General features: G+C 72.1%; 26 protein-coding genes. 14 read left to right on the top strand and 12 right to left on the bottom strand.

Features of this window, described 5'->3' with window-relative positions; genetic code table 11:
- Nucleotides 1-1495 (bottom strand): flagellar basal-body MS-ring/collar protein FliF (fliF, locus tag ABD067_RS26195; RefSeq protein WP_343898385.1); only part of this gene is annotated, 1495 nt, incomplete at its 3' end.
- A gap of 216 nt (nucleotides 1496-1711) precedes the next feature.
- On the opposite strand from fliF, the gene ABD067_RS26190 reads away from it, so the two are divergent.
- The 3 genes from ABD067_RS26190 to ABD067_RS26180 are packed head-to-tail and all read left to right on the top strand — an operon-like array spanning nucleotide 1712 to nucleotide 3880.
- The gene (locus ABD067_RS26190; RefSeq protein WP_343898383.1) at nucleotides 1712-2644 is read left to right on the top strand and encodes a ribose-phosphate pyrophosphokinase; all 933 of its coding nucleotides are present in this window, start codon (nucleotides 1712-1714) and stop codon (nucleotides 2642-2644) included.
- Between the two features lie 26 nt (nucleotides 2645-2670).
- Entirely contained in the window at nucleotides 2671-3291 is a 621-nt protein-coding gene (locus ABD067_RS26185) for a glutathione S-transferase family protein (RefSeq protein ID WP_343898382.1), read from the top strand.
- Between the two features lies 1 nt (nucleotide 3292).
- Entirely contained in the window at nucleotides 3293-3880 is a 588-nt protein-coding gene (locus ABD067_RS26180) for a histidine phosphatase family protein (RefSeq protein ID WP_343898381.1), read from the top strand.
- 14 nt (nucleotides 3881-3894) lie between these two features.
- Here ABD067_RS26180 and ABD067_RS26175 read toward each other — a convergent pair whose 3' ends face one another.
- The 3 genes from ABD067_RS26175 to ABD067_RS26165 are packed head-to-tail and all read right to left on the bottom strand — an operon-like array spanning nucleotide 3895 to nucleotide 5256.
- Nucleotides 3895-4122, bottom strand: a complete 228-nt coding sequence (locus ABD067_RS26175) for a hypothetical protein (RefSeq protein ID WP_343898380.1) — start codon at nucleotides 4120-4122, stop codon at nucleotides 3895-3897.
- Nucleotides 4115-4681 (bottom strand): GNAT family N-acetyltransferase, encoded by a 567-nt coding sequence (locus tag ABD067_RS26170; RefSeq protein ID WP_343898379.1) that lies wholly within the window; start codon nucleotides 4679-4681, stop codon nucleotides 4115-4117. Before ABD067_RS26170 ends, ABD067_RS26175 begins: the two co-directional genes overlap by 8 nt.
- Nucleotides 4678-5256 carry a helix-turn-helix domain-containing protein gene (locus ABD067_RS26165; protein ID WP_343898378.1) on the bottom strand — a complete coding sequence of 193 codons (579 nt, stop codon included), beginning with the start codon at nucleotides 5254-5256 and terminating at the stop codon, nucleotides 4678-4680. The genes ABD067_RS26170 and ABD067_RS26165 overlap by 4 nt, the downstream gene beginning before the upstream one ends.
- A 211-nt stretch (nucleotides 5257-5467) precedes the next feature.
- On the opposite strand from ABD067_RS26165, the gene ABD067_RS26160 reads away from it, so the two are divergent.
- Genes ABD067_RS26160 through ychF form a run of 4 tightly spaced genes read left to right on the top strand, consistent with a single transcriptional unit; the run spans nucleotide 5468 to nucleotide 8281 of the window.
- Nucleotides 5468-6121: a 50S ribosomal protein L25/general stress protein Ctc gene (locus tag ABD067_RS26160; protein WP_343898377.1), complete on the top strand. Its 654-nt coding sequence runs from the start codon at nucleotides 5468-5470 to the stop codon at nucleotides 6119-6121.
- Between the two features lie 9 nt (nucleotides 6122-6130).
- Nucleotides 6131-6715 carry an aminoacyl-tRNA hydrolase gene (pth, locus tag ABD067_RS26155; RefSeq protein WP_343898376.1) on the top strand — a complete coding sequence of 195 codons (585 nt, stop codon included), beginning with the start codon at nucleotides 6131-6133 and terminating at the stop codon, nucleotides 6713-6715.
- Complete coding sequence (locus ABD067_RS26150; protein WP_343898375.1) at nucleotides 6712-7170, top strand: hypothetical protein; 459 nt, start codon at nucleotides 6712-6714, stop codon at nucleotides 7168-7170. The genes pth and ABD067_RS26150 overlap by 4 nt, the downstream gene beginning before the upstream one ends.
- A 16-nt stretch (nucleotides 7171-7186) precedes the next feature.
- The gene (gene ychF / locus ABD067_RS26145; RefSeq protein WP_343898374.1) at nucleotides 7187-8281 is read left to right on the top strand and encodes a redox-regulated ATPase YchF; all 1095 of its coding nucleotides are present in this window, start codon (nucleotides 7187-7189) and stop codon (nucleotides 8279-8281) included.
- Here the strand turns inward: ychF and ABD067_RS26140 are convergent.
- From ABD067_RS26140 to ABD067_RS26130, 3 genes are all read right to left on the bottom strand, one after another.
- Nucleotides 8271-8471 (bottom strand): hypothetical protein, encoded by a 201-nt coding sequence (locus tag ABD067_RS26140; protein WP_343898373.1) that lies wholly within the window; start codon nucleotides 8469-8471, stop codon nucleotides 8271-8273. The genes ychF and ABD067_RS26140 overlap by 11 nt on opposite strands.
- A 3-nt stretch (nucleotides 8472-8474) precedes the next feature.
- Complete coding sequence (locus ABD067_RS26135; RefSeq protein ID WP_343898372.1) at nucleotides 8475-8780, bottom strand: hypothetical protein; 306 nt, start codon at nucleotides 8778-8780, stop codon at nucleotides 8475-8477.
- 149 nt (nucleotides 8781-8929) lie between these two features.
- Complete coding sequence (locus ABD067_RS26130; RefSeq protein ID WP_343898371.1) at nucleotides 8930-9136, bottom strand: DUF4169 family protein; 207 nt, start codon at nucleotides 9134-9136, stop codon at nucleotides 8930-8932.
- Between the two features lie 40 nt (nucleotides 9137-9176).
- On the opposite strand from ABD067_RS26130, the gene ABD067_RS26125 reads away from it, so the two are divergent.
- From ABD067_RS26125 to ABD067_RS26105, 5 genes are all read left to right on the top strand, one after another.
- Complete coding sequence (locus ABD067_RS26125; RefSeq protein ID WP_343898370.1) at nucleotides 9177-9839, top strand: dienelactone hydrolase family protein; 663 nt, start codon at nucleotides 9177-9179, stop codon at nucleotides 9837-9839.
- An 86-nt stretch (nucleotides 9840-9925) separates the two neighbouring features.
- Nucleotides 9926-10918, top strand: coding sequence for a TRAP transporter substrate-binding protein (locus ABD067_RS26120; RefSeq protein ID WP_343898369.1), 993 nt, complete (start codon nucleotides 9926-9928; stop codon nucleotides 10916-10918).
- Nucleotides 10915-11460: a TRAP transporter small permease gene (locus ABD067_RS26115; protein WP_343898368.1), complete on the top strand. Its 546-nt coding sequence runs from the start codon at nucleotides 10915-10917 to the stop codon at nucleotides 11458-11460. Before ABD067_RS26120 ends, ABD067_RS26115 begins: the two co-directional genes overlap by 4 nt.
- Complete coding sequence (locus ABD067_RS26110; protein WP_343898367.1) at nucleotides 11457-12779, top strand: TRAP transporter large permease; 1323 nt, start codon at nucleotides 11457-11459, stop codon at nucleotides 12777-12779. Before ABD067_RS26115 ends, ABD067_RS26110 begins: the two co-directional genes overlap by 4 nt.
- 76 nt (nucleotides 12780-12855) lie before the next feature.
- Nucleotides 12856-13011, top strand: a complete 156-nt coding sequence (locus tag ABD067_RS26105) for a DUF3309 domain-containing protein (protein WP_343898366.1) — start codon at nucleotides 12856-12858, stop codon at nucleotides 13009-13011.
- Here ABD067_RS26105 and ABD067_RS26100 read toward each other — a convergent pair.
- From ABD067_RS26100 to ABD067_RS26080, 5 genes are all read right to left on the bottom strand, one after another.
- On the bottom strand, nucleotides 13008-13958 hold the full coding sequence (locus ABD067_RS26100) for a 3-hydroxyacyl-CoA dehydrogenase NAD-binding domain-containing protein (RefSeq protein WP_343898365.1): 951 nt from the start codon (nucleotides 13956-13958) through the stop codon (nucleotides 13008-13010). The genes ABD067_RS26105 and ABD067_RS26100 overlap by 4 nt on opposite strands.
- A 92-nt stretch (nucleotides 13959-14050) precedes the next feature.
- Entirely contained in the window at nucleotides 14051-15244 is a 1194-nt protein-coding gene (locus tag ABD067_RS26095; RefSeq protein ID WP_343898364.1) for a methyl acetate hydrolase AcmB, read from the bottom strand.
- Between the two features lie 75 nt (nucleotides 15245-15319).
- Nucleotides 15320-16963 carry a flavin-containing monooxygenase gene (locus ABD067_RS26090; RefSeq protein WP_343898363.1) on the bottom strand — a complete coding sequence of 548 codons (1644 nt, stop codon included), beginning with the start codon at nucleotides 16961-16963 and terminating at the stop codon, nucleotides 15320-15322.
- A gap of 471 nt (nucleotides 16964-17434) precedes the next feature.
- Nucleotides 17435-18931, bottom strand: coding sequence for an AAA family ATPase (locus tag ABD067_RS26085; RefSeq protein WP_343898361.1), 1497 nt, complete (start codon nucleotides 18929-18931; stop codon nucleotides 17435-17437).
- Nucleotides 18932-19032: 101 nt separating this feature from the next.
- Entirely contained in the window at nucleotides 19033-19917 is an 885-nt protein-coding gene (locus ABD067_RS26080; protein ID WP_343898360.1) for an S-methyl-5'-thioadenosine phosphorylase, read from the bottom strand.
- Nucleotides 19918-20121: 204 nt separating this feature from the next.
- Between ABD067_RS26080 and ABD067_RS26075 the strand changes: the two genes are divergently transcribed.
- A complete protein-coding gene (locus tag ABD067_RS26075; RefSeq protein WP_343898359.1) occupies nucleotides 20122-20274 on the top strand; it encodes a hypothetical protein in 153 nt (50 codons plus the stop codon).
- Between the two features lie 79 nt (nucleotides 20275-20353).
- Nucleotides 20354-21385 (top strand): AI-2E family transporter, encoded by a 1032-nt coding sequence (locus ABD067_RS26070; protein ID WP_343898358.1) that lies wholly within the window; start codon nucleotides 20354-20356, stop codon nucleotides 21383-21385.

Raw genomic sequence — 21385 nt, 5'->3', positions numbered from 1 at the left:
CGGCGCTGCTGCTGGTGGCGCTGTGCGCGGCGGCGCTCGCCGGGGCGGCGGCCGCACCGACCGTCGCCGGCGCCGCGCCGGGCGGCATCAGGGCCGCGGACAAGCGGTGCGCCACCGGGCGGCCCACGGCCAGGATGCCGACCAGCGCCACCAGCGCCAGCAGCCCGCTCTCCGCCAGCCGCGCCAGCAGCGCCGGGGGCAGGGCCGGCAGCCCGAGGAAGCCGGCCGGTTCGGCCGGAGCCGCGGCGCCGGGTTCTTCGACGAAACGCATGGACACCACCTCCACCCTGTCGCCGCGGCGCTCGTCGAAGCCGACCGCGCTGCGCACCAGGCCCGCGATGCGCGCCAGCTCCTCCGGCGTGCGCTCCCGCCAAACCGGGGCCGTCTCGCCGGGCCTCGCCTCGGCCACGCCGTCCACCAGCACCGCCACCGAAAGGCGCCGCACCACCGGGTGCTCGCGGGTGGTGCTGCGGGTGGAGCGGCCGATCTCGTAGTTCGTGGTTTCTTCCTGGCGGCTTTCCTGGCTCGCCCCGCCGCTTCCGCCTTGCCCTTCGGCGCCGGGCAGGTTGCCCGCGACCGTGGTCGGCTGCGGCTCGGCGCCGCGGTTCTGCTCGTTCACGCTCTGCTGGCTTCGCGCCACTTGGTTCTCGGGGTCGAAGCGCTCTTCGGTGGTCTGGACGCGGTCGAAGTCCATCTCGACCGTGGCTTCGGCGCGGACCCGGCCGGGGCCGAGGGTGCGCTCCAGCAGCTCTTCGACGCTCCGGCCGATCCGCATCTCGTGCGCCCGGCGCAGCTCTTCCTGTGACAGCGACGCGGCCCCGGCCTGCGCCGGGCCGGACAGGGCCTGGCCGCCGCGCGCCAGCAGTTCGCCCCGGCTGTCCACGATGGAGATGCCGCTCGGCTTGAGCCCGGGTACGGCGGTGGCGACCAGGTGCAGCACCGCCTGCACCCCGTCCCGGTCAAGCCGCTGCGCCCCTTGCATGGCGAGGACGACGCTGGCCTGAGCCTCGCCCCGCTCGCGGGAGAAGGCTTCGCGGCGGGGCAGGGCCAAGTGGACCCGCGCGGTCCGAACCCCGGCCAAGCCCCGGATGGTGCGGGCGATCTCGCCCTCCAGGGCGCGCAGGCGGTTCACGTCCTGCTGGAATGGAGTGGTGGTGAGGGACTCGGCCCGGTCGAAGATCTCCCAGCCGACGCCGCCGCCCGACGGCAGGCCCTCGCGCGCCAGGGTGAGCCGCAGGCGGGGCACTTGGTCGGCGGGGGCCAGGACGCGGGTGCCGCCCGCTTCCAGCCTGTAGGGCACGCGCTGCTTCTCGAGGGCGGCGACCACCGCCGCCGCGTCCCGCGCCTCCATGTCGCCGAAGAGGGGGGCCATCGGGGGCGTCCCGGCGCGCATCGCCAAGGCGGCGAGCAGCGCCAGCAGGGCCAACCCTACCCCGCCCAACGCTGAGAGCCGCTTGGGCCCGAGCGCCTTCAGCCCGGCCGCCACGCCGTTCATCGGGCCACATCCTGTGGCTGCACCCGCCGCGGTCGCATCCTGCACCCCTCGCGCCGGCGGGCTCCCCGCCGGTCCGGCAAGATTTGCCCACCGGGGCTTGAGCAATGGTTAACGCGGGTGGGGGACGGGCGCGGATGGACACCCCGGCGGCGGCGCGATAAGCCGCGCCCGGGCGCACGCAGGCGGAAGGACCAGGGGCCGGATGAAGGTCGTCGGATGAAGATCGTGGCCTGCAACAGCAACCGCCCGTTGGCGGAGGCGGTCGCTTCCTCCCTGGGCCTGCCGCTCACCAGCGCCTCCATCCGCCGCTTCGCCGACCTGGAGATCTTCGTGGAGATCCACGAGAACATCCGCGGCGAGGACGTGTTCGTCGTGCAGTCCACCAGCTACCCGGCGAACGACAACCTGATGGAGCTGCTGATCACGCTGGACGCGCTGCGCCGCAGCTCGGCGCGTCGCATCACCGCCGTGGTGCCCTACTTCGGCTACGCCCGGCAGGACCGGAAGTCCGGCCCCCGAACGCCGATCTCGGCCAAGCTGGTGGCCAACCTCATCACCGCGGCCGGCGCCAACCGGGTGCTGACCATGGACCTGCACGCGGCGCAGATACAGGGCTTCTTCGACATACCCGTGGACAACCTCTTCGCCGCGCCGCTGTTCTCGCGCGACATCACCGAGCGCTACAAGGGGCGCGGCCTGATGGTGGTTTCGCCCGACGTCGGCGGCGTGGTGCGGGCGCGGGCGATCGCGGCGCGGCTGCACACCGACCTCGCCATCATCGACAAGCGGCGCGAGCGCGCCGGCGTGTCCGAGGTGATGAACGTGATCGGCGAGGTCGAGGGCCGGCACTGCATCCTGGTGGACGACATCGTGGATTCGGGCGGCACCCTCTGCAACGCCGCCGACGCGCTGCGGAAGAACGGCGCCGAAGGCGTCAGCGTGTACGTGACGCACGGCGTCTTCTCCGGCGGCGCGGTGGCGCGCGTCGGCTCCTCCGCCATCGAGAGCATGACGGTGACGGACAGCATCCTGGCCACCGAGGCGGTGCGCGTCTCCGGCAACATCCGCCAAGTGACCATCGCGCCGCTGCTCGCCGAGGCGATGCGGCGCATCAGCGAGGAAAGCTCGGTCTCGTCGCTGTTCAACTGACCGAACCACCAGGAGAGGGACGCCCCATGAAGCTCTACTACGCCCCCGGCGCGTGCTCCATCGGCATCCACGTGCTGCTGGAGGAGATCGGCAAGCCTTACGAGACGGTCAAGCTGAACTTCCAGGAGGGGCAGCAGTACAAGCCCGAGTTCACCAGCATCAACCCGAAGTCCAAGGTGCCGACCTTGCAGCGCGAGGACGGCTCGGTGCTGACGGAGTACCCAGCCATCGCTTACTGGCTCGCGGCCTCCAACCCGGAGGCGGGGCTGATGCCGAAGGGCACGGAAGAGACCGTGCGGGCGATGGAGACCACGGACTACTGCGTCGCCACCATGCACATGCAGGGCTTCTCGCGCATGTTCCGCCCGGCCAACTTCGCCCCGAACGAGGCCGACCACGACAAGGTCAAGGCGCGCGGCGAGGAGCTCTTCTCCAAGGGCCTCGGCGTGCTGGACAAGGCGCTCGCGGGCAAGGAGTACGTGGCGGGCTCCTACTCCTTCGCCGACAGCGCGGTGTTCTACGTCTCCTTCTGGTGGAACGGCCGGCTCAAGAAGGATCTGCCCGCCAACGTCGCCGCGCATTACAAGCGCATGACCGCCCGCCCGGCGGTGCAGCGCACCTTCCAACAGGAAGGTTTGGCCGCCTGAGATGGTCGCGGTGCCGCGCCTCAGCCCCGTCGCGTTCTGGTTTCTCCGCCACGGCGAAACGGACTGGAACGCGCAGGGGCTGTCGCAGGGCCGCACCGACATCCCGCTGAACGCGGTGGGGCTGGCGCAGGCCGAGCGGGCGGCGCGGACCTTGAAGGACGGCGGCATCGCCACGATCGTCTCCTCGCCGCTGTCGCGCGCGCGGGCGACGGCGGAGATCGTGGCCGAGGCTCTGGACTTGCCCATCGCCGCCTTCGACGACGACCTGTGCGAGACGAATTTCGGCGAGCAGGAAGGCCAGCCGATGGGCGACTGGTACGACGACTGGATCGCCGGGACCTACACGCCGGACGGCGCCGAGCCCTTCCCCGCGCTGCTCGCCCGCGCCGTGACGGCGGTGAACCGCGCCCTGGAGCGGCCGGCGCCGGTGCTGGTGGTGGCGCACGGCGCGCTGTTCCGGGCGCTGCGCCTGGCGTTCGGCCTGGAGCCGAACGTCCGCACGCCCAACGCCCTGCCGGTGCGCTGCGAGCCGCCGGCGGCGGGCGGCGACGCCTGGACGCTCACCCCGGCGAAGCTGGCGCCGATGTGAGCGCCGCGCCGGCGTCACGGGTGCCGGCCGCGCTCCAGGATCTCCAGGGTGTACTCGCGGTAGGTCATGCCGAGCCGCTCCGCCCGCGCGAGGCGTCGCAGCGTGACCTCCCGCGGCGCCGACCACGCCCGCTTCTTCGCCCGCCGCCAGCACCACAGGCGCCAGGACGCGCCCGGGTCGTCCTCCTCCAGCGGCGGGCCGCCGTTGTGCCCGATCGTCCACGGGGCGGCGCCGTCATCCACCGGCGGCACGCGGCGGGGGGCGGCGGTGCGGGCCGAGCGCCTTGTAGAACACGGTGGCCGCCGCCAAGCGTCCGTCCGTCGTGTAGGAGTGGTCCGGGACGGCGCCGAGCGCGGTCCAGCCGCAGCGCCGGTAGAGCGTCTCGCCGGCGCTGCCGGCCTCGGTGTCGAGGAGCAGGAGGGTGCGGCCGGCGTCGAGGGCCGTCGCTTCCGCCGCCGCGAGCAGCCGGCGGCCGAGGCCCCGTCGGCGGTGCGAGGACAGCACCAGCATCTTACCGACCTCCGCGCGGTGTGGCGCGTTGGGCTGGTGGGAGAGGAACAGCAGCACCGTCCCTACCAGCCGCCCGCCGTCCTCGGCGACGAGGAGCCGAGTCTTCCCTTCAGCGATGGCGGGGAGCTGCCCGTGCCAGAACGCCACGCCTTCGTCCCGCGTGAAGCCCGCGAGGAAATTGACGGACGCGCCGTGCGCCACCGCGTCCACCAGGATGTCCGCCAACCCGTCCAGGCGCGCCCCGGCCTCGGCGGCGTCGAGGGCGCGGATGGGCGATGGCGCCGGCGTCATGGCCGCGCGCGCCCGTGGCTGACGATCACGGCGTAGCGCACGGGCCGCGCCGAAGGGTTGCGGAACGCCACCGGCACGCCGAAGCGCATCACGAGGCAATCGCCCGCCTCCAGCCGGAAGGCTTCGCCGCCGACCTCCAGCTCCAGGACGCCGTCGAGCACCCAGACGTGCTGGTCCGCTCCGGCGACGCGCCGGTTCTCGAAGGAGACGCTGCCGCCGGCCGGGAACTCGACCTCGACCACCTCCACGGCCGAGCCGCTGCCGGGCGGCGAGACGTTCCGGCGGACGTAGCCGCTTTCGGGGTCGCGCCAGGTGGGCTGGTCGGCGCGGCGCGACAGCGGACCGCTGGCTGGCGCCTCGGCGGCGGCGAAGAGGGCGGAAAGGCTGGTGCCCAACCCGCCGCAGATCTTCACCAGGAGCTGCGCGGTGGGGCTCGATTCGCCGCGCTCGACGCGCGAGAGCATGGCGCGGCTGACATCGGCCAGCCGGGCGAGGCCGTCCAGGGTGAGTCCCCGCTCGGCGCGGAGCGCGCGGACGCGGTCGCCGATGCGGCCGTCTATCCCAGTCTCGGCCATGCTCATATGTGCACCCTAACTTCCATCATGTTGGAGTCAAGCCGCGCAGCGGGCTCACCGCTCGGTTGCGCCGGCCCGGGCGCTGGGGTATGTGCCGCGTGACGCCGGCACCCCTGGAGGCCGGCGCGTCCGTGCCCCTGCGCGCATGCCATGCCTCTACGGGCGGCGCGGACCGGGGCGCGGTTTCATCCCATCCGAGCGGAGCAGAGCCATGGTCCAAACCATCAGGATCGAGGCCTCGGCGCGCGAGCGGGCCGGTAAGGGGGCGGCGCGCGCGACGAGGCGTGAGGGGAAGGTCCCCGCGGTCATCTACGGCGCGAAGAAGGAGGCGACGCTGATCGCCCTCGACCCGCGCGACGTGATGAAGGAATTGCAGAAGGGCGGCTGGCAGAGCAGCCTCTACGAGGTGGCGATGGACGGGAGCGCCGAGCGCACCCTGATGCGCGACGTGCAGTTCCACCCCGTCACCGACCGGCCGCTGCACGTAGACTTCCAGCGCCTCGCGCCCGGCCAGCGCATCCGCGTCCGCGTGCCCGTGCAGTTCGAGAACGAGGGCACCTGCCCCGGCATCAAGGCCGGCGGCGTGCTGAACGTGGTGCGGCGCGAGGTCGAGGTGATGGCGGACCCGGACAACGTGCCGGCCGCCTTCGAGATCGACTTGGCCGAAGCCGGCATCGGCGACAGCCTGCGCTGGTCGGCGGTGAAGGACGCCTTCGGCACAAAGGCGGTGATCGAGCGCGACTTCGTGGTCGCCACCATCGCCGCGCCGACCGTGCAGGTGGAGGAAGCGCCGCCGCCCGCCGCCCCGGCGGCGCCGGCCGCCCCCGCCAAGGGCGCGGCCAAGGCGCCCGCGAAGAAGAAGTAACGGGCCGCCATGCAGCTCTGGGTCGGCCTGGGCAACCCGGAGCCGTCCCAGGCGCGGCACCGGCACAACGTCGGCTTCATGGCGCTGGACGCGATCGCCCGCCGCCACGGCTTCGCGCCGTGGCGGCAGCGCTTCAAGGGGCTGGTGGCGGACGGCGCCGTGGGCGGCGAACGCGTGTTGGCGCTGAAGCCGATGACCTACATGAACGGCTCCGGCGACTCCGTGCAGCCGGCCGCGGCCTTCCACAAGCTGGCGCCGGACGGCGTGTGGGTGTTCCACGACGAACTGGACTTGGCGCCCGGCCGGGTGCGCGTGAAGCGCGGCGGCGGCGTGGCGGGGCACAACGGCCTGCGCGACATCCAGCGGGCGCTCGGGACGCCGGAGTATTGGCGCGTTCGCCTCGGCATCGGCCATCCCGGGCACAAGGACCGCGTCACCGGCCACGTGCTGGGCAACTTCGCCAAGGTGGACCAGCCTTGGCTCGACCGGCTGCTCGACGCCGTGGCGGAGGCGGCGCCGCTGCTCGCCGCCCGCAAGCCCGAGGAATTCATGACGCGCGTGGCCTTGCTCACGCAGGAGGAAGACGGCCGATGAGGGATGTCGACATCGCCGACGGGGTCGGCGGCCCCGGGCAGGAGGACTTCGCCAACGGCGCCGCGCTGCTGGCGGCCGGGCTGCTGAAGCAGGCGCGCGACCTGGCGCAGAGCGCCGCCGCGCTCCGCGCCGTCTTCTCGGCCATGCCCGGCGACCCCGCGGCCGGGCCGCTCTCGGACGTGCGCCGCCAGCGCGCAGCCCTCTCCGCCGCGGCCGACGCGGGCGCGCGCGGCGTGCTCATGCTGGAAGCCGCGGAGAAGCTGGGCGAGAGCGGCGACGCGGAAGCCATCGCTGCCGCCATCAACGCCGCGGCGAAGCAGGCGGGGCTGCCGGCCGCCGGCTTGGTGGCGCCGCTCCGCGCCGCGGCCCTGTCGCTCGACACGGACGACGGCGCGGCGCGCATCGCCGCCGCCATGCTGGCGCAGCGCCTGGCCGAACTGCTGGGCGGCGGTTGAGGCCGGGGAGGCTCCTGTGGGATTCAACTGCGGCATCGTCGGCCTGCCCAACGTCGGCAAGTCCACGCTCTTCAACGCCCTGACGCGCACCGCCGCGGCGCAGGCGGCGAACTACCCCTTCTGCACCATCGAGCCGAACATGGGCCGCGTCGCCGTGCCGGACCCGCGGCTCGACACGCTGGCGCGCCTCGGCAAGAGCCAGAAGACGGTGCCGACCAGCCTGGAGTTCGTGGACATCGCCGGCCTGGTGCGCGGCGCCTCCAAGGGCGAAGGATTGGGCAACCAGTTCCTGGCGAACATCCGCGAGGTGGACGCCATCGTCCACGTGCTGCGCTGCTTCGAGGACCCGAACGTCGTCCACATAGAGGGCGGCGTGGATCCCATCCGGGACGCCGAGACGGTCGAAACCGAGCTGATGCTCGCCGACCTCGAAGGGCTGGAGCGGCGCCAGCAGGGCTTGGTGAAGCGCGCCCGCGGCAACGACAAGGACGCGGCGGCGCAACTCGCCCTGATCGAGCCCATCATGGCGGCGCTCCAGGCCGGCCGCCCCGCCCGCACAGCCGTACCGCCGGGCGAGGAGGAGGCGGCGAAGCGCCTGCAACTGCTCACCACCAAGCCCGTGCTCTACGTCGCCAACGTGGAGGAGGGCGCGGCGGCCACCGGCAACGCCCACAGCGCCCGCGTCTTCGCGCGCGCCGAGGCGGAGGGCGCGCGCGCGGTGGTGGTTTCGGCGGCGATCGAGGCCGAGATCAGCCAAATGCCGGAGGAGGACCGCCCCGACTTCCTGGCCTCCCTCGGCCTTGAGGACAGCGGCTTGGACCGCGTGATCCGCGCCGGCTACGCGCTGCTCGGCCTAGTCACCTACTTCACCGTGGGCCCTAAGGAGGCCCGCGCCTGGACCATCACGGAAGGCGCCAAGGCGCCCGCCGCCGCCGGCGTGATCCACGGCGACTTCGAGCGCGGCTTCATCGCCACCGAATGCACGGCCTACGACGACTTCGTGGCGTGCGGCGGCGAACAAGGCGCCAAGGAGGCCGGCAAGACCCGCGTCGAAGGCAAGGAGTACGTCGTCAAGGACGGCGACATCCTGCTGTTCCGCTTCAACGTCTAGCCGCGTCGCGGTCCGCGTTGCGCCGCGTCAGCCACAGGTAGCCGAGCCACAGCGCGAGCAGCCAGAAGACCGCCGAGAGGACGAGCAGCGCCGCCGAGACGACGATCCGCAGCACGAACAGCGCCAGGGCCAGCGCGGCGACCAGCGCCGCCGCGACCGCGAGCCGCCTGAACAGGGTTTGCCCTTCCACGCCTCAGCCCCGCTTCGTCATCTGGACGGAGTAGGAGCAGAGGCCGTTGCGGTGCTCGCCCCGGAAGCCCTGCTCGTTGAGGACGCCGCTTGTGGCGATGGTGCGGTCCAGGCTGTCGGCCATGCGGACGGAGCCGTCCTGCCCGACCGTGCCGGTGAGCACCTGCTGCACCTGCGGGTTGAAGTTGAACCTGGCGCGCCCGTTCTGGACGAACAGCTCGCGCTCGATGTTGGGCGGCTCCGGGCAGCGGCGGGTGCGGTCGGGCTGCAAGGCGAGCGTGCCGACGTAGCGGCCGTCGAACTTGGTCACCGGCCCGGACGCTTGGGCCGGGCGCGACGCCGCCGCCGGAGCGGCGGCCCTGGGCGCTGGCGGCGGGGACTCGCCGCCAGCGCAGGCCGCCGCCAGCAGCGCCGGAAGAATGGAAAGGTGCCGCCGTCGCCGCGCGCCGTCGCCGCTTGTCATCGCTTCTCCTCGTCGTTCCCCGATGGGGCGTCATCCCGCTTGGAGCCGTCGAGCAGCGCCCGCCGACGCGCCTCGGCCCGCGCGTCGTTCTCGCGCTCGGCCGCCGTCCGGCCGTGCTTCGCGCGGTTCGCGGCGGCCTTCGCCCCGGTCTCCGCCTTCGCCCGCGCCTTGCGCGCCCGGTTCAGGTTGACGACGTCGCCCATCCCCGCACGATAACCTCCACCCGGTCCGGGAGGAAACGGCATGGGCACCCAATTGAAGGCGGAAGACGGCCACACCCTCGCGGCCTACGCGGCCGGGCCGCGGGACGCGGAGCGCGGGCTGGTGGTGGCGCAGGAGATCTTCGGCGTGAACCGCCACATGCGCCGGGTCTGCGACGACTTCGCGGCGCAAGGCTACGCCGTGGTCTGCCCGGCGCTGTTCGACCGGACGGAGCGCGGCGTCGAACTCGGCTACGCCCCGGACGACGTGGCGCGCGGGCGCGAACTGCGCGGCCGGATCGACCCCGCCCTGACCGTGCTCGACATCCGCGCCGCCGCGGCCGCCCTGCCGCCGGGCGCCCGGCGCGGGATCGTCGGCTACTGCTGGGGCGGCACCGTCGCTTGGCACGGCGCCACCAGGACGGACCATTTCGCGGCGGCGGTCGGTTGGTACGGCGGCGGCATCGCCGCGGCCAAGGACGAGAGGCCGCGCTGCCCGGTGCAACTCCACTTCGGCGAGACAGACGCCTCCATCCCGATGGCGGACGTGGAGGCGGTCCGCGCCGCCCGGCCGGAGGTCGAAATCTTCGTCTATGCCGGCGCCGGCCACGGCTTCGGCTGCGACGAGCGCGGCAGCTACAGCGCCGGCGACGCCACCCTGGCCCGGCGGCGGACCCTCGAGTTCTTCGACCGCCACCTGGGATGACTTTCCCTGCGCCGCGGGTCTAGGCTCGCGGCAGAGGCCGGCGGCGACAGAAACGGCCGGCGCGAGAACGAACGGAGGGACGACACATGCACCGCAGGGCCCTGTTGGGCGGCGCGCTGGCGGCGCCCGCGATCCTGTCCATCCCGGTGCGCGCGCAAGGCGCCATCACCCTGAACGGCGCCTCGCAGTTCAACGACGAGCACGCCTTCACCCGCTGCCTCGCCAAGTTCGAGGAGGCGGTGAAGCTGTACTACGGCAAACCGATCAACTTCGTGCTGCACAAGAACAGCAGCCTAGGCTTGGAGAAGCAGTACTTCGAGTACATGGCCCAGGGCAGGGCGGTGGACTACGCCATCGTCTCGCCGGCGCACATGTCCACGTTCTCGCGCGCCGCGCCCTTCATCGACGCGCCCTTCATCTTCCGCGACCTCGCCCACTGGGACAACGTGCTCCAACACGACCTGCTCAAGCCGGTGGCGGACGAGATCGAGAAGCGCGCGCGCGTCATGCTGATCGGCTACGCGGGCGGCGGCGTCAGGAACATCTTCGCCAACAAGCCGCTCCGCACAGTGGCCGACCTGCGCGGCCTGAAGGTGCGCGTGCAGGGGGCGCCGATCTGGAGCAGGACCTTCCAAGCCGTCGGCATGTCGCCGACCGTTATCGCCTACAACGAGATCTACAACGCCATCCAGAACGGCGTGATCGACGCCGGCGAGAACGAGGCGGCGGGCGTCGAGCAGATGCGCTTCTTCGAGGTGGCGCCGCAGCTCGCCCTGACGCAGCACGCCATCACCATCCGGCCGCTCTGCTTCTCCTCCGCCACCTTCGCCAAGCTGCCCAACGACCTCCAGGCGGCGATCCGCCGTGCCGGGCGGGAGGCGGCGATCTTCGGCCGGCAGATCGAGTCGCAGGAGGATGAAACCAAGCTGGACGCGCTGGAGAAAGCCGGCCGCCTGAAACGCGTCGAGTTCACCGAGCGGGCGCAGATGAAGCGCTTGGTGGACCCGGTGATGCAGGCCTACGCCAAGGAGATCGACGCCGAGCCGATCCTGCGCCGCATCGACGCCACCGCGGCGTGAGCGGCGACGCCGCCGCGGCGCCCGCGCGGTCCACTGCCGCCGGGGGCGCGCTGGGCGCCCTGCGCGCCGCGAACCGGCTGCTGGCGCGCGGCATAGCCTTCCTGCTGATGGTTGCCGTGGCGGTGCTTGTGGTGCCGGTGAGCCTGCAGATCTTCTCGCGCTACACCACCTTGATCCCCGCCTACATCTGGACGGAGGAGCTGGCGCGCTTCTGCCTGGTCTACGCGGTGATGCTCGGCGCCATGTTGGCGGTGCGGGAGGGCACCCACTTCACAGTGGACGTCTTTCCCCGCCTGTCCCAGCGCGCCGAAGCCGTCGTCGAGCTGGTGTCGGGCGCCTTCGTGGTCCTCTTCGCCCTGGTGTTCCTGTGGTGGGGCTGGGAGTTCACCGAGTTCGCCATCTACCGCATCAGCGAACTGGCGGAGCTGCCGCTCTGGACCATCCACATGGCATGGCCCATCGCCGGCGCGGTCTGGCTGCTGTTCCAGGCGGAGCGCATGGCCGACGCGGTCGCGGCGCTGCGCGGAAGCGCCGCGGCGTGATCGGCGGCAACGTCCTCTCGCCCGGGCAGGCCGCGCAGATCCTCTTCGGCATCTTCTTCCTGCTGCTGGTGCTGCGCGTGCCGGTGGCGGTGGCGCTCGGCCTCGCCTGCCTGCCGATCCTGCTGGCGGAGCCGCGGTTGTCGCCGATGATGCTCGCGCAGGAGACCTTCAACGCCTACAACAGCTTCATCCTGCTGGCGGTGCCCTTCTTCCTGCTCACCGCCAACCTGATGAACATCGGCGGCATCACCGACCGGCTGATGACCTTCTCCCGCGCCCTCGTGGGCCACTTCCCCGGCGGGCTGGCGCAGATCAACGTCGTGCTCTCCGTCTTCTTCGCCGGCATCAGCGGCAGCAGCACCGCTGACGCGGCCAGCCAGTCCAAGATCTTCATCGAGGCGCAGCGCAAGGAGGGCTACGACGACAGCTTCTCGGTGGCCATCACCGCCGTTTCCGCCGTGCTCGCCGTCATCATCCCGCCCTCCATCCTGATGATCGTCTGGGGCGGCGTGCTCACCGTCTCGATCGGCGCGCTGTTCCTCGCCGGCATCGTGCCGGGCCTGCTGATCGGGCTGGTGCAGATGGGCACCGTCCACGCCTACGCGAAGGCGCGCGGCTACCCGACCTACCCGCGCGCCACGATCGCGCAGGTGCTCCGCAGTTTCCTCGTCTCGGTGCCGGCGCTGACCACGCCGCTCATCATCATCGGCGGCAAGGTCTTCGGCTGGTTCACCGCCACCGAGAGCGCCTGCATCGCCGTGCTCTACGCCGGCGTCCTGTCGCTGCTGGTGTACCGCGAGCTGGACTGGAAGGGGCTGGTCGGCGCGCTCGGCGACACCGGGCGGCTCGCCGGCGTGGCGCTGTTCTGCGTAGGCACGGCGAGCGCCTTCGGCTGGCTGCTCGCCTTCTACCAGATCCCGGAGGCGCTGCTCTCCGGCGTGCGGGGCTGGGGCATGGGGCCGGTGGCGACGGCCTTCTTCATCGCGGGCGTGTTCCTCGTGGTCGGCTGCTTCCTCGACGCGATCCCGGCCATCATCATCGTCGGCGCCATCCTCCAGCCTTTGGCGCAAGGGATCGGGATGGACCCGGTCCACTTCGCCATGGTCGGCATCGTCTCCCTCGCCTTCGGGCTGGTGACGCCGCCCTACGGCCTTTGCCTGCTGATCGCCTGCTCGGTGGCCGGGATGCGCATGGCAGACGCGCTCAAGGACACCTGCATCATGCTGCTGCCGATGCTGGCGGTGCTGGCGCTGGTGATCCTGTTCCCGCAGTTGGTGCTGTTCTTGCCGGGCCTCGTGTCGCCGGAATTCCTGGGTTAGCCAGGCCCCTCACGGCAACCGGACCGCCGGGCGCACGTTCTATGTTCGTATCGGCGTCCCGCCAGGGAGGGTGTCCATGAACTCGCTCGTGCTCGTCGTGCTGCTGGTCGTGGTGCTGCTCGCCGTCCTGCCGACGTGGCCTTACAGCACCGGCTGGGGCTACTACCCGTCGGGCATCGTCGGCCTGATCGTGGTGATCCTGCTCATCATGGCGCTGACCGGCCGGATCTAGCCGGCCGACGACGCCCGCGCCGCCAGCAGCCGCGCCAGCGCCGCGTCCCGCCGGCGCGCCAGTTCCTGCGTGCCGGCGCCGCCGTTGGCTTCGGCGACGCCGGCGATCAGCTTGGCCTGGAGTTCCGGCGTCACCTCGGGATTGCCCAGCGAAGGCCACCAACTCGTCACCGCTGGCATAAGGTGGCGCATGAAGCTTTCCATCCCGCCCTCGCCGCCCGCCAGGTGCATCGTGGTGTGCGGCCCCATCAACGCCCAGCGCAGCCCCGGCCCCTCCGAGATGGCGGCGTCCACGTCCGCCACGCTGGCGACGCCCTCGGCGACCATGTGGACCGCCTCCCGCCACAGCGCCGCTTGCAGCCGGTTGGCGAGGTGGCCCGGCACCTCCTTGTTCAGCGTGATCGGGCGCTTGCCGACCGCGCGGTAGAACGCCACGGCCGCCCGCACCGCCTCCGCGCTCGCGGTGGCGCCGCCCACCACCTCCACCAGCGGGATCAGGTGCGGCGGGTTGAAGGGGTGGCCGATCACCACCCGCTCGGGATGCGTGCACTCTTCCGACAACCGGCTCGCCAGCAGCCCGGAGGAGGACGAGGCCACCACCACCTCCGGCGGCAGCGCGGCGGTGATCGCGCGCAGCAGCGGCCGCTTCACCTCGTACCGCTCCGGCGCGCTCTCCTGCACGAAGTCGCACCCGGCGACGGCCGCCACCGGGTCCGCCTCGAACCGCCAGCGCGCAGGGTCGGCGTCGGCGGTGGCGCCGAGCCCCTGGAGGATCGGCCAAGCGCCCTCGACCATGCGCCGGATCAGGTCCGGAGCGCCGGGCGAGGGATCGCTCGCCACCACCTCCAACCCGCGGCTCAGGAACCACGCGGTCCAGGACGCGCCGATGGTCCCGGCGCCGACCACGGCGACGCGGCGGACGGCGGGGCGTGGTTCGGTCTGGCTCATGGCTGGCGCGGCCTCCCTTCCGGCTGGTCGGCGCCATCCTGCCGCGCCGGCGCGCCGCGCCAAGCCCGAATCGCCGTTCGCGGCCCCGGCGCCTACCCGGCCTTCCGCTGCCGCAGGCCGTCGTAGAACGCCGTCTCGAAATCCATGTAGCCGGAGAACGAGACCGGGTCGCCGAAGGGCAGGATCTGCGTCGCCCAGAAGCCGCCGAAGCCGTTCTGCCGGTCGATCCAGTAGAACAGGTTCGCCAGCCCGGCCCACCCGAGGGCGCCCGCCGGACGCCCGGTCGGCGCCGCCTCGTCGTTCACCATGAAGGTGAAGGACCACGACTTCGGCAGGCCGGGGAAGAAATCGGCGTCGTTGGACAGCGACTTGATGACGCCCGGCAACGGCGTGATCTTCTTGTCACCGAGGTGGTTCTTCTCGGCCATCCGCACGGTCTCGGCCTTGAGAACGCGGCCGTGCTCGCCGTTCCCGTCGTTCAGCCACATGCGGATGAACCGCATGTAGTCCCCGACCGTCCCGTACAGGCCGTGGCCGCCCATGTGGACCTCGGGCTCGGGGGGCAACTCGAACTCGATCGGCGCCAGGGAACCGTCGGCGCCCCGCGCGTGCATCCCCGCGACGCGGCGGCGCATCGCGCCCGTCATGGCGAAGGCCGTGTCGGCCATGCCGAGCGGCTCGAAGATGCGGCTCTTGAAGACCTCGCCCAGCCGCTTGCCCGTGATCCCTTCCACCACGAGGCCGCACCAGTCGATGTTGGAGCCGTACTCCCACTTCTCGCCCGGATCGAAGAGCAACGGCGTCATCAGCGCCGCCTTGGACGCGGTGACGACGCTCGGCTGGCCCTTCTCCTGCGCGAGCCGGTTGTAGGTCTCGCTGAAGAAGTCGTAGCCGAGGCCGGCGGTGTGGAGCAGCAGCATCCGGGTCGTGATGTCGCGCTTCGGCGCGCGGAGCTTCGGCTCGCCCTTCTCGTCGAAGCCGTCGATGACCTGGAGCTTGCCGATGTCGGGCGCGTACCGCTTGGCCGGCGCGTCGAGGTCGAGCTTGCCCTCCTCGACGAGCTGCAACGCCGCCGTGCCGGTGATCGCCTTGGTGGTCGAGAAGATGGCGAAGACCGTGTCGGCCGTCATCGGGTCGGGGCGGTCGAGCCGGCGCACGCCGGCGGCGCCCTCGTAGATGTTCCGGTGCCGGTCGGTCGCTATTGCGACCACGCCGGGCACGCGCGGGTTCGATGTGACGAGCCCGTCCAGGATGCTGTCGGCCGTTGCCTTGAAGTCGGCGCCCATGGTCGTTCCTCCCGTCGTTCAGTTGTTTGTTCGGTGCGGGGCGGCGGCAGCGCTCCGCCGCCTTGCCTCGCGCGGTCAGCGCATGGCGAAGCCCTGGTAGCCGCCCTCGGCCACCTCGGCGCACTTCTTCCGGTAGGCGCCGACGCCGCCCGTGTAGGACAGCACCCGGCGCGGCTTCCCGGCGACGTTCGACCCCAGGTACCACGAGGTCGTCTTGGAGATCAGGTTCGCGCTGGCGGTTTCGTCGTGGTGCGCCACCCAGCCGTCCTCCATCTCCTTGGTCGGCTCGCAGACCGTGAGGCCGTTCTCCCGCATGTGACGGATGCAGCCGCTGATCCACTCGGTCTGTTGCTGGAGGCAAGTGGTCATGTTGCAGAGCGCGGCCGAGGGGGCGAGTGGCGTCGCCGTGGTGAACAGGTTCGGGTAGCCGTGGACCTGCAAGCCCATGGTGGTGCGGATGTCTCGCCCCCAGTCCTCCTTCAGCGACCGCCCGCCGCGGCCGCGGATGTCGATGCGGGTCAGCGCGCCGGTGCCGGCGTCGAAGCCGGTCGCCAGGATGATGACGTCGAGCTCGTGGACCGTGCCGTCCGCCGTCTGGACGCCCTCCGGCACCACGCGCGCGATCGGGTTGTCCCTCACGTTGACGGCTTCGACGTTCGGGCGGAGGTAGGTTTCGAGGTAGCCGGATTCGAGCGGCACCCGGTGCGTGCCGAACCCGTAGTCTTTGGGGATCAACAGGTCGATGAGCTTCGGGTCCTTGAGCCGCGCTCGCATCTTCCCGCGCACGAACTCGGAGATCTCCTCGTTCACCGACGGGTCGAAGAACATCTCGGCGAAGGACGCCAGCCACAGCTTGAGCGAGCCGTCCTCCCAGATCTCCTCCATCACCTCGCGCCGCTTTTCGGGCGTCAGGTCCGCCCATTTGTGGACGAAGTCGTACTCGAAGCCGGTGAAGGTGTTCGGGAGCGTGCGCTTGAGCTCCTGGAAGCGCGCCTTGTAGGCCGCGGCCTCCTCCGGGCCGTACTTCGGGCTCTTCATGGCGACGACGTACTGCGGCGTCCGCACGAAGACCTTCAGGTGCCCGACCTGGTCCGCGATGGTCTGGATGACCTGGATGCCGGTCGCGCCGACGCCGACGACGCCCACGCGCTTGCCGGCGAGGTCCACCTCCTCCTTCGGCCAGCGGCCGGTGTGGACGAGCCGCCCCTTGAAGGTGTCCTGCCCGGGGAAGAGGTCGGTGAGCGGCGCCGACAGCATCCCGCCGCACGTCACCAGGAATTGCGTGTCGATCGTCTCGCCCGTGTCGGTCTCCACCGTCCAGCGGTTCGTCGCCTCGTCGAAGCGCGCGCCGGTGACCGTCGTGTTGAACTGGATGTCCTTCCGCAGGTCGAGCCGGTCGGCGACGTAGTTGAGCCAGCGCTCGATCTCGGGCTGGCCGGGGAACTTCTCGCTCCAGCTCCAGCCTTTGTAGAGGTCCTCGGAGAACAGGTACTGGTAGATGTAGGCCTCCGAGTCGAACTTGGCGCCCGGGTACCGGTTCCAGTACCACGTGCCGCCGACGTTCGAAGCCGTGTCGTAGGCGCGGACGTCGAGCCCTTGCCCGCGGAGCTGGTGCAACTGGTAGAGGCCCGCCACGCCCGCGCCGATGATGAGCGCGTCGAGTTTCCGGACGGCCGCGCCGCCGTCCGCCGGTGCCTTGTCGAGCGTCGTCTGGGACATGAATCCACCCCCCGCCGATGTTTCTCGTTGGGAACACACGCTAGGGCAGACGGACGCTTGGCAAACATCGTGCGGCGGCAGGATCGGGCCGCGACCCGCAAGTCCGGCCGTTCCCGGCAGCCCCGTCCGTCGCGGCCGAGGCTAGCCCGCTGCCGCCCGGTCTGTCACCGGCGGTCGGCGGCCGGGCGTTTCGCCGGGGTCGGGACGCCGCGATGCCCGCCGGACCTCGGAAGTCGCGGTTCGCGCGGCCCCTGCGTGCAGGCGAGCCGCCGCTCCCGGCTTCGGCCGGTGTCGGGCACGGTGGTGGCCGGTATCGGGTGATCGGGTCCTCGCGCCGAGGGGCTTCGCGGCGGCGATCCGGCGCGAATCGGATCGCCACGGCGGCAGGGAGGACGCCCCGCCGGGGGAGCCGCGCCGCCGCGACCCCCGCGGCGGCGCGGCTTCAACCCCGGCGGTGTCCGCGGCGACCCCCTAGTTCGCCGCCGAAAGCACGGCCTCGGCCGCCACGCCGAGGCATTCCTCCACCGACGCGCGCAGCCGGCGCAGGTTGCGGTGGCGGGCGAAGGAGCGGCGCAGCGCGTCCTGCGTCTCCGGCTCCAGCGCCGGCAGGTCGGCGATGTCGCAGCCCATGTCGCCGGCGATGCCGCCCAAGAGCCCCGCCAGCACGGTCGGGAAGGCGCTGGCCGGCGGCGGCTCGATCTGGTGGACGGAGACGCGGGAAAGCAGCGGCGCCGGGATGCCGCGCGTCTCGTTCGCGGCCATGATCCACAACACGTTGCGCAGGTCGGCGGTGGTGCGCAGGCACTCGTCGAACCACGCAGACGCGCTTTCCGGTTCTATCATCGCCAGCAGCGTGTCGTGGGCGCGGCCGTTGTTCTCCCGCTGGCCGCCGGCCTTTTCGACCTCGTCGAGGAACAGCACCGGGTTGGGCGCCGAGAGCCGCGCCATCTCGGCTATCGGCCAAGCCGGCGTGGCCGCGCTCCAGCCGCGCGCCGTGCCCTGCAAGCAGCGGTTGTCGGTGGCGCCGCCCAGGTTCAGCCCGGCGAAGGGCAGATCCAGCGCCTGCGCCAAGCGCCGCGCGAACCAGGTCTTGCCGATGCCCGGGGCGCCGACCAGCAGGATCGGGCGCAAGCGGGGAGAGGGCCGCCCGGCATGGGCCGCGAGCGCTAGGGTGCGGCGGATTTCGGACAAAGGCGCGGCGAATGCGGGCGCCGTGTCGGCCAGGGCCGCCAGCCGGCGGCTGGCATCGCGCGGCACCCGGCGCAGCGCCATCGGCGCGGCGAGGGGTTGGTAGGACTGCCACTCCGCGCGGTCGTTCGGCGGCTCGAAGGGCTGGAGCACGGTGACGCCGGTGCCGTCGAGGGGCGCCGCCGGCGCGACGGCCGGGGCGGCGGGTTGCGGGTAGGTCGGCCGCGTCTCGGTCACGTCGGCCAAGCGCGAGGGGAGCGACCGGCCGCTATCCACGGACGGGACGAAGCGCAGCCAAAGGTCGGCGCAGAGCCGCGAGGCCAACACGAAGTGCCGCAGCCGCCCCGGCGTGCCCGGCTCGGCCAGGTTGCGCGCTTCGGCGTGCTGGCGGTGTTGCAGCGCCTCGATGCAGGCCAGCGCCGCCTGCCGGCACTGCGGCCCGCCGCGTTCACACACGATGCGGGTCGCGGCCACCACCAGGTCGCGCCCGTGCGCGAACCGGGCCGCTATGGGCGCGAAGGCAGCGGCGAAGTCGAGCAGCCCCGCATCGTCGCCGGGGTGGACCGCCCGCTCGCCCACGCGGGCGGGGAAGAGCGGCGACCGCAGATGCTCCAGCAGCGCGTCTTCCAGCGCCGCGATCTCATCGTTCTCAAGGACCAGCCACAGCCACAGCGGCGCCGTGGCCTCGTCGCCGAACAGCAGGACGGACCCCCGCGTGTGCGACGCGGCCTGGTCCAGGCCGGGTTGCAGGTTGCGGGTTTCGAGGTTGGTGTCCGGCAAGATCTAATCCCCTGCTCGTGATCACGATCGCGGGAGGATGGAACACCATATTCAGATTTTCGTGAACAGGAAATCGCTTCGTTGGAAATTTAGTTAGCGGCTCAGCCCGTTAGCACCCGCCCGGCTACAACATCCAGCTTCGCCAGGAGGGCCGGGTCGCGCCGCTCCGGCGCCGTGATGATGGCGTGGTCGAGCGCCCGGTCGCAGCCGGCGGGGCAGGGGCCGCGCCGCGCGCCCAGCCGCGGCACCACCGCCCGCACGAGGGACCGCGCGCGGTCGGCGTTGGCGAGCAGGACCTTCACGACCTGCTCCACCGTGACGTGGTCGTGGTCCGGGTGCCAGCAGTCGAAATCCGTGACCATGGCCACCGTCGCGTAGCAAAGCTCCGCTTCCCGCGCGAGCTTGGCTTCCGGCATGTTGGTCATGCCGATCACGCTGCATCCCCATTGCCGGTACAGCTCGCTCTCCGCCTGGGTGGAGAATTGCGGCCCTTCCATCACGAGGTAGGTGCCGCCCCGCGAGGCCGGCAGGCCGAGGCCGCGCGCGGCCTCCTCCAGCGCGTCGCCCAGGCGCGGGCAGACCGGGTGCGCCACCGAGACGTGCGCGACGCAGCCCGTGCCGAAGAAGGACTTCTCCCGCGCGAAGGTGCGGTCGATGAACTGGTCCACGATGACGAAGTGGCCGGGCGGCAGGTCCTCTCGCAGCGAGCCGACGGCGGAGAGGGAGATGACTTCGGTGACGCCGGACCGCTTCAACGCGTCGATGTTGGCGCGGTAGTTCAAGGCCGAGGGCGGCGCTGGATGCCCCCGGCCGTGCCGCGGTAGGAACACGCAGCGCACCCCTTCCAAGCGGCCGAACAGCAACTCGTCCGAAGGCTCTCCCCAGGGCGTGCGGACGCGCCGCCATTCGCGGTCCTCCAGCCCGTCGATGTCGTAGAGGCCGGAGCCGCCGATGAGGCCGAGGACGGGTTCGATGCTGTCGGGCAAGGCGGAGGGACTCCGGCGCTGGTGGGTGTGGCTGGGCGGACGCCCGCCGCCGGGAACCGCGGCGCGGCGGAACGCCGGCCTAGGAAGGAAGTTGTCTCGACGACCGGCCCGGTTGTTTACGGGGCGGACCGCATGGCCGCCAACCCCGCCGACCACCGCTCCGGCGGGGCGCCGCGCCCCGCAGCGACGAGGATGACGACCCACATGCCCAAAGGCGCCGCCCTCCCCTTGCTGCTGACCCTCCTCGCCGCCGGCGCCTGCGGCGCGGCCCCGCCGCCCACCGCCCGGAGCGACGTGGAGCGCGGCACCGCGCTGCCGCCGCCCGGCCTCGACGCGGGGGCTACGGCGCGCCGCTGATCATGGGGCCCGCCGGAACGGGGTTCCCGGAAACGGCGGACCGTCCGCCGCCCGAAGCCGTCGGGAGGACGCCTCGGCTGTGACGGACACCCCGTTCCGGCGCGGCGCCGCCCAGGCGCTGGTCGCCCTCGCGGCCGGCGCCGGCCTCTTCTTGGCGTGGCAGACCGCGGGCACCCTGCTCCTGCTCTTCGCCGGTCTGCTGTTCGCGGGCCTCCTCGACGCGGCGACGCGCGGCTTGGCCTACGTGCTCCCGGTCGGGCGCGGATGGCGGCTGGCCGTCGTGTGCACGCTGCTGACGCTTGCGGCGGCGGCGCTCGCCGTCTGGGGCGGGTACAACCTGGTCGCGCAGGCGGACGGCCTCGTCGCCGTGATCGGCGAGCAGTTGCGGGCGCTGCGCGGCGAACTCAGGGACATGGGCGTAACGCCGCCGCAAGGGGCCGATGGGCAGCAGCGCACGCTCGCCCAGGTTCTCCTCCCCGACCCGAGCACGCTGTTCGGCACCGCCTACTCGGCCTTCAGCCTGGCTTCCGGCCTGCTGGGCAACGCCATCGTGGTGGTGTTCGTCGGCCTGTTCGCCGCCGCCGACCCCGGCATCTACCGGCGCGGCGTCTTGGCCCTGCTGCCGCGCGGCCGCCGTCAGCGCGTGGGCGAAGTCCTCGACGAGATGGCCGCCGTCCTGCGCTGGTGGCTGGTCGGGCAACTGGTAGCCGTGGTTCTGATCGCGCTCAGCATGTGGCTCGGGCTGGCGCTGATCGGCATGCCGGGCGCCCTCCTGCTCGGCTTGCAGGCAGGCTTGGTGAACTTCATCCCCTACCTGGGACCCGTCATCGGTGCCGTCCCAATCGGCCTCGCCGCCATGGCGCAGGGGACGACCATGGTGCTCTGGGCGCTGGGTGTGCACGTCGTCATACAGACGATCGAGGGGTACGTGCTCGCGCCCTTGATCCAGCGGCGCGCGGTGGACCTGCCGCCGGTGCTGACGCTGGCCGCCGTCGCGGTGTTCGGCACCCTGTTCGGCGCCCTGGGCGTGGCGTTGGCGACACCCTTGGTCGCGGTGCTCAAGGTCGCGGTGCAGCGGCTCTACGTCGAGGACCGGCTCGGCGGCGCGTGA

The sequence above is a fragment of the Craurococcus roseus genome (assembly GCF_039523795.1).
GTDB classification, from domain to species: Bacteria; Pseudomonadota; Alphaproteobacteria; order Acetobacterales; family Acetobacteraceae; genus Craurococcus; species Craurococcus roseus.
This window is presented reverse-complemented; position numbering and strand designations above follow the sequence as displayed.

What these genes read in the sequence shown, in the direction of transcription:
- ABD067_RS26090 (WP_343898363.1), bottom strand. Translation starts at nt 16,963, where the DNA reads ATGTCCCAGACGACGCTCGACAAGGCACCGGCGGACGGCGGCGCGGCC.
- ABD067_RS26190 (WP_343898383.1), top strand. Translation starts at nt 1,712, where the DNA reads ATGAAGATCGTGGCCTGCAACAGCAACCGCCCGTTGGCGGAGGCGGTC.
- ABD067_RS26160 (WP_343898377.1), top strand. Translation starts at nt 5,468, where the DNA reads ATGGTCCAAACCATCAGGATCGAGGCCTCGGCGCGCGAGCGGGCCGGT.
- ABD067_RS26100 (WP_343898365.1), bottom strand. Translation starts at nt 13,958, where the DNA reads ATGAGCCAGACCGAACCACGCCCCGCCGTCCGCCGCGTCGCCGTGGTC.
- ABD067_RS26105 (WP_343898366.1), top strand. Translation starts at nt 12,856, where the DNA reads ATGAACTCGCTCGTGCTCGTCGTGCTGCTGGTCGTGGTGCTGCTCGCC.
- ABD067_RS26150 (WP_343898375.1), top strand. Translation starts at nt 6,712, where the DNA reads ATGAGGGATGTCGACATCGCCGACGGGGTCGGCGGCCCCGGGCAGGAG.
- pth (WP_343898376.1), top strand. Translation starts at nt 6,131, where the DNA reads ATGCAGCTCTGGGTCGGCCTGGGCAACCCGGAGCCGTCCCAGGCGCGG.
- ABD067_RS26130 (WP_343898371.1), bottom strand. Translation starts at nt 9,136, where the DNA reads ATGGGCGACGTCGTCAACCTGAACCGGGCGCGCAAGGCGCGGGCGAAG.
- ABD067_RS26185 (WP_343898382.1), top strand. Translation starts at nt 2,671, where the DNA reads ATGAAGCTCTACTACGCCCCCGGCGCGTGCTCCATCGGCATCCACGTG.
- ABD067_RS26180 (WP_343898381.1), top strand. Translation starts at nt 3,293, where the DNA reads ATGGTCGCGGTGCCGCGCCTCAGCCCCGTCGCGTTCTGGTTTCTCCGC.
- ABD067_RS26165 (WP_343898378.1), bottom strand. Translation starts at nt 5,256, where the DNA reads ATGGCCGAGACTGGGATAGACGGCCGCATCGGCGACCGCGTCCGCGCG.
- ABD067_RS26125 (WP_343898370.1), top strand. Translation starts at nt 9,177, where the DNA reads ATGGGCACCCAATTGAAGGCGGAAGACGGCCACACCCTCGCGGCCTAC.
- ABD067_RS26170 (WP_343898379.1), bottom strand. Translation starts at nt 4,681, where the DNA reads ATGACGCCGGCGCCATCGCCCATCCGCGCCCTCGACGCCGCCGAGGCC.
- ABD067_RS26120 (WP_343898369.1), top strand. Translation starts at nt 9,926, where the DNA reads ATGCACCGCAGGGCCCTGTTGGGCGGCGCGCTGGCGGCGCCCGCGATC.
- ABD067_RS26095 (WP_343898364.1), bottom strand. Translation starts at nt 15,244, where the DNA reads ATGGGCGCCGACTTCAAGGCAACGGCCGACAGCATCCTGGACGGGCTC.
- ABD067_RS26075 (WP_343898359.1), top strand. Translation starts at nt 20,122, where the DNA reads ATGCCCAAAGGCGCCGCCCTCCCCTTGCTGCTGACCCTCCTCGCCGCC.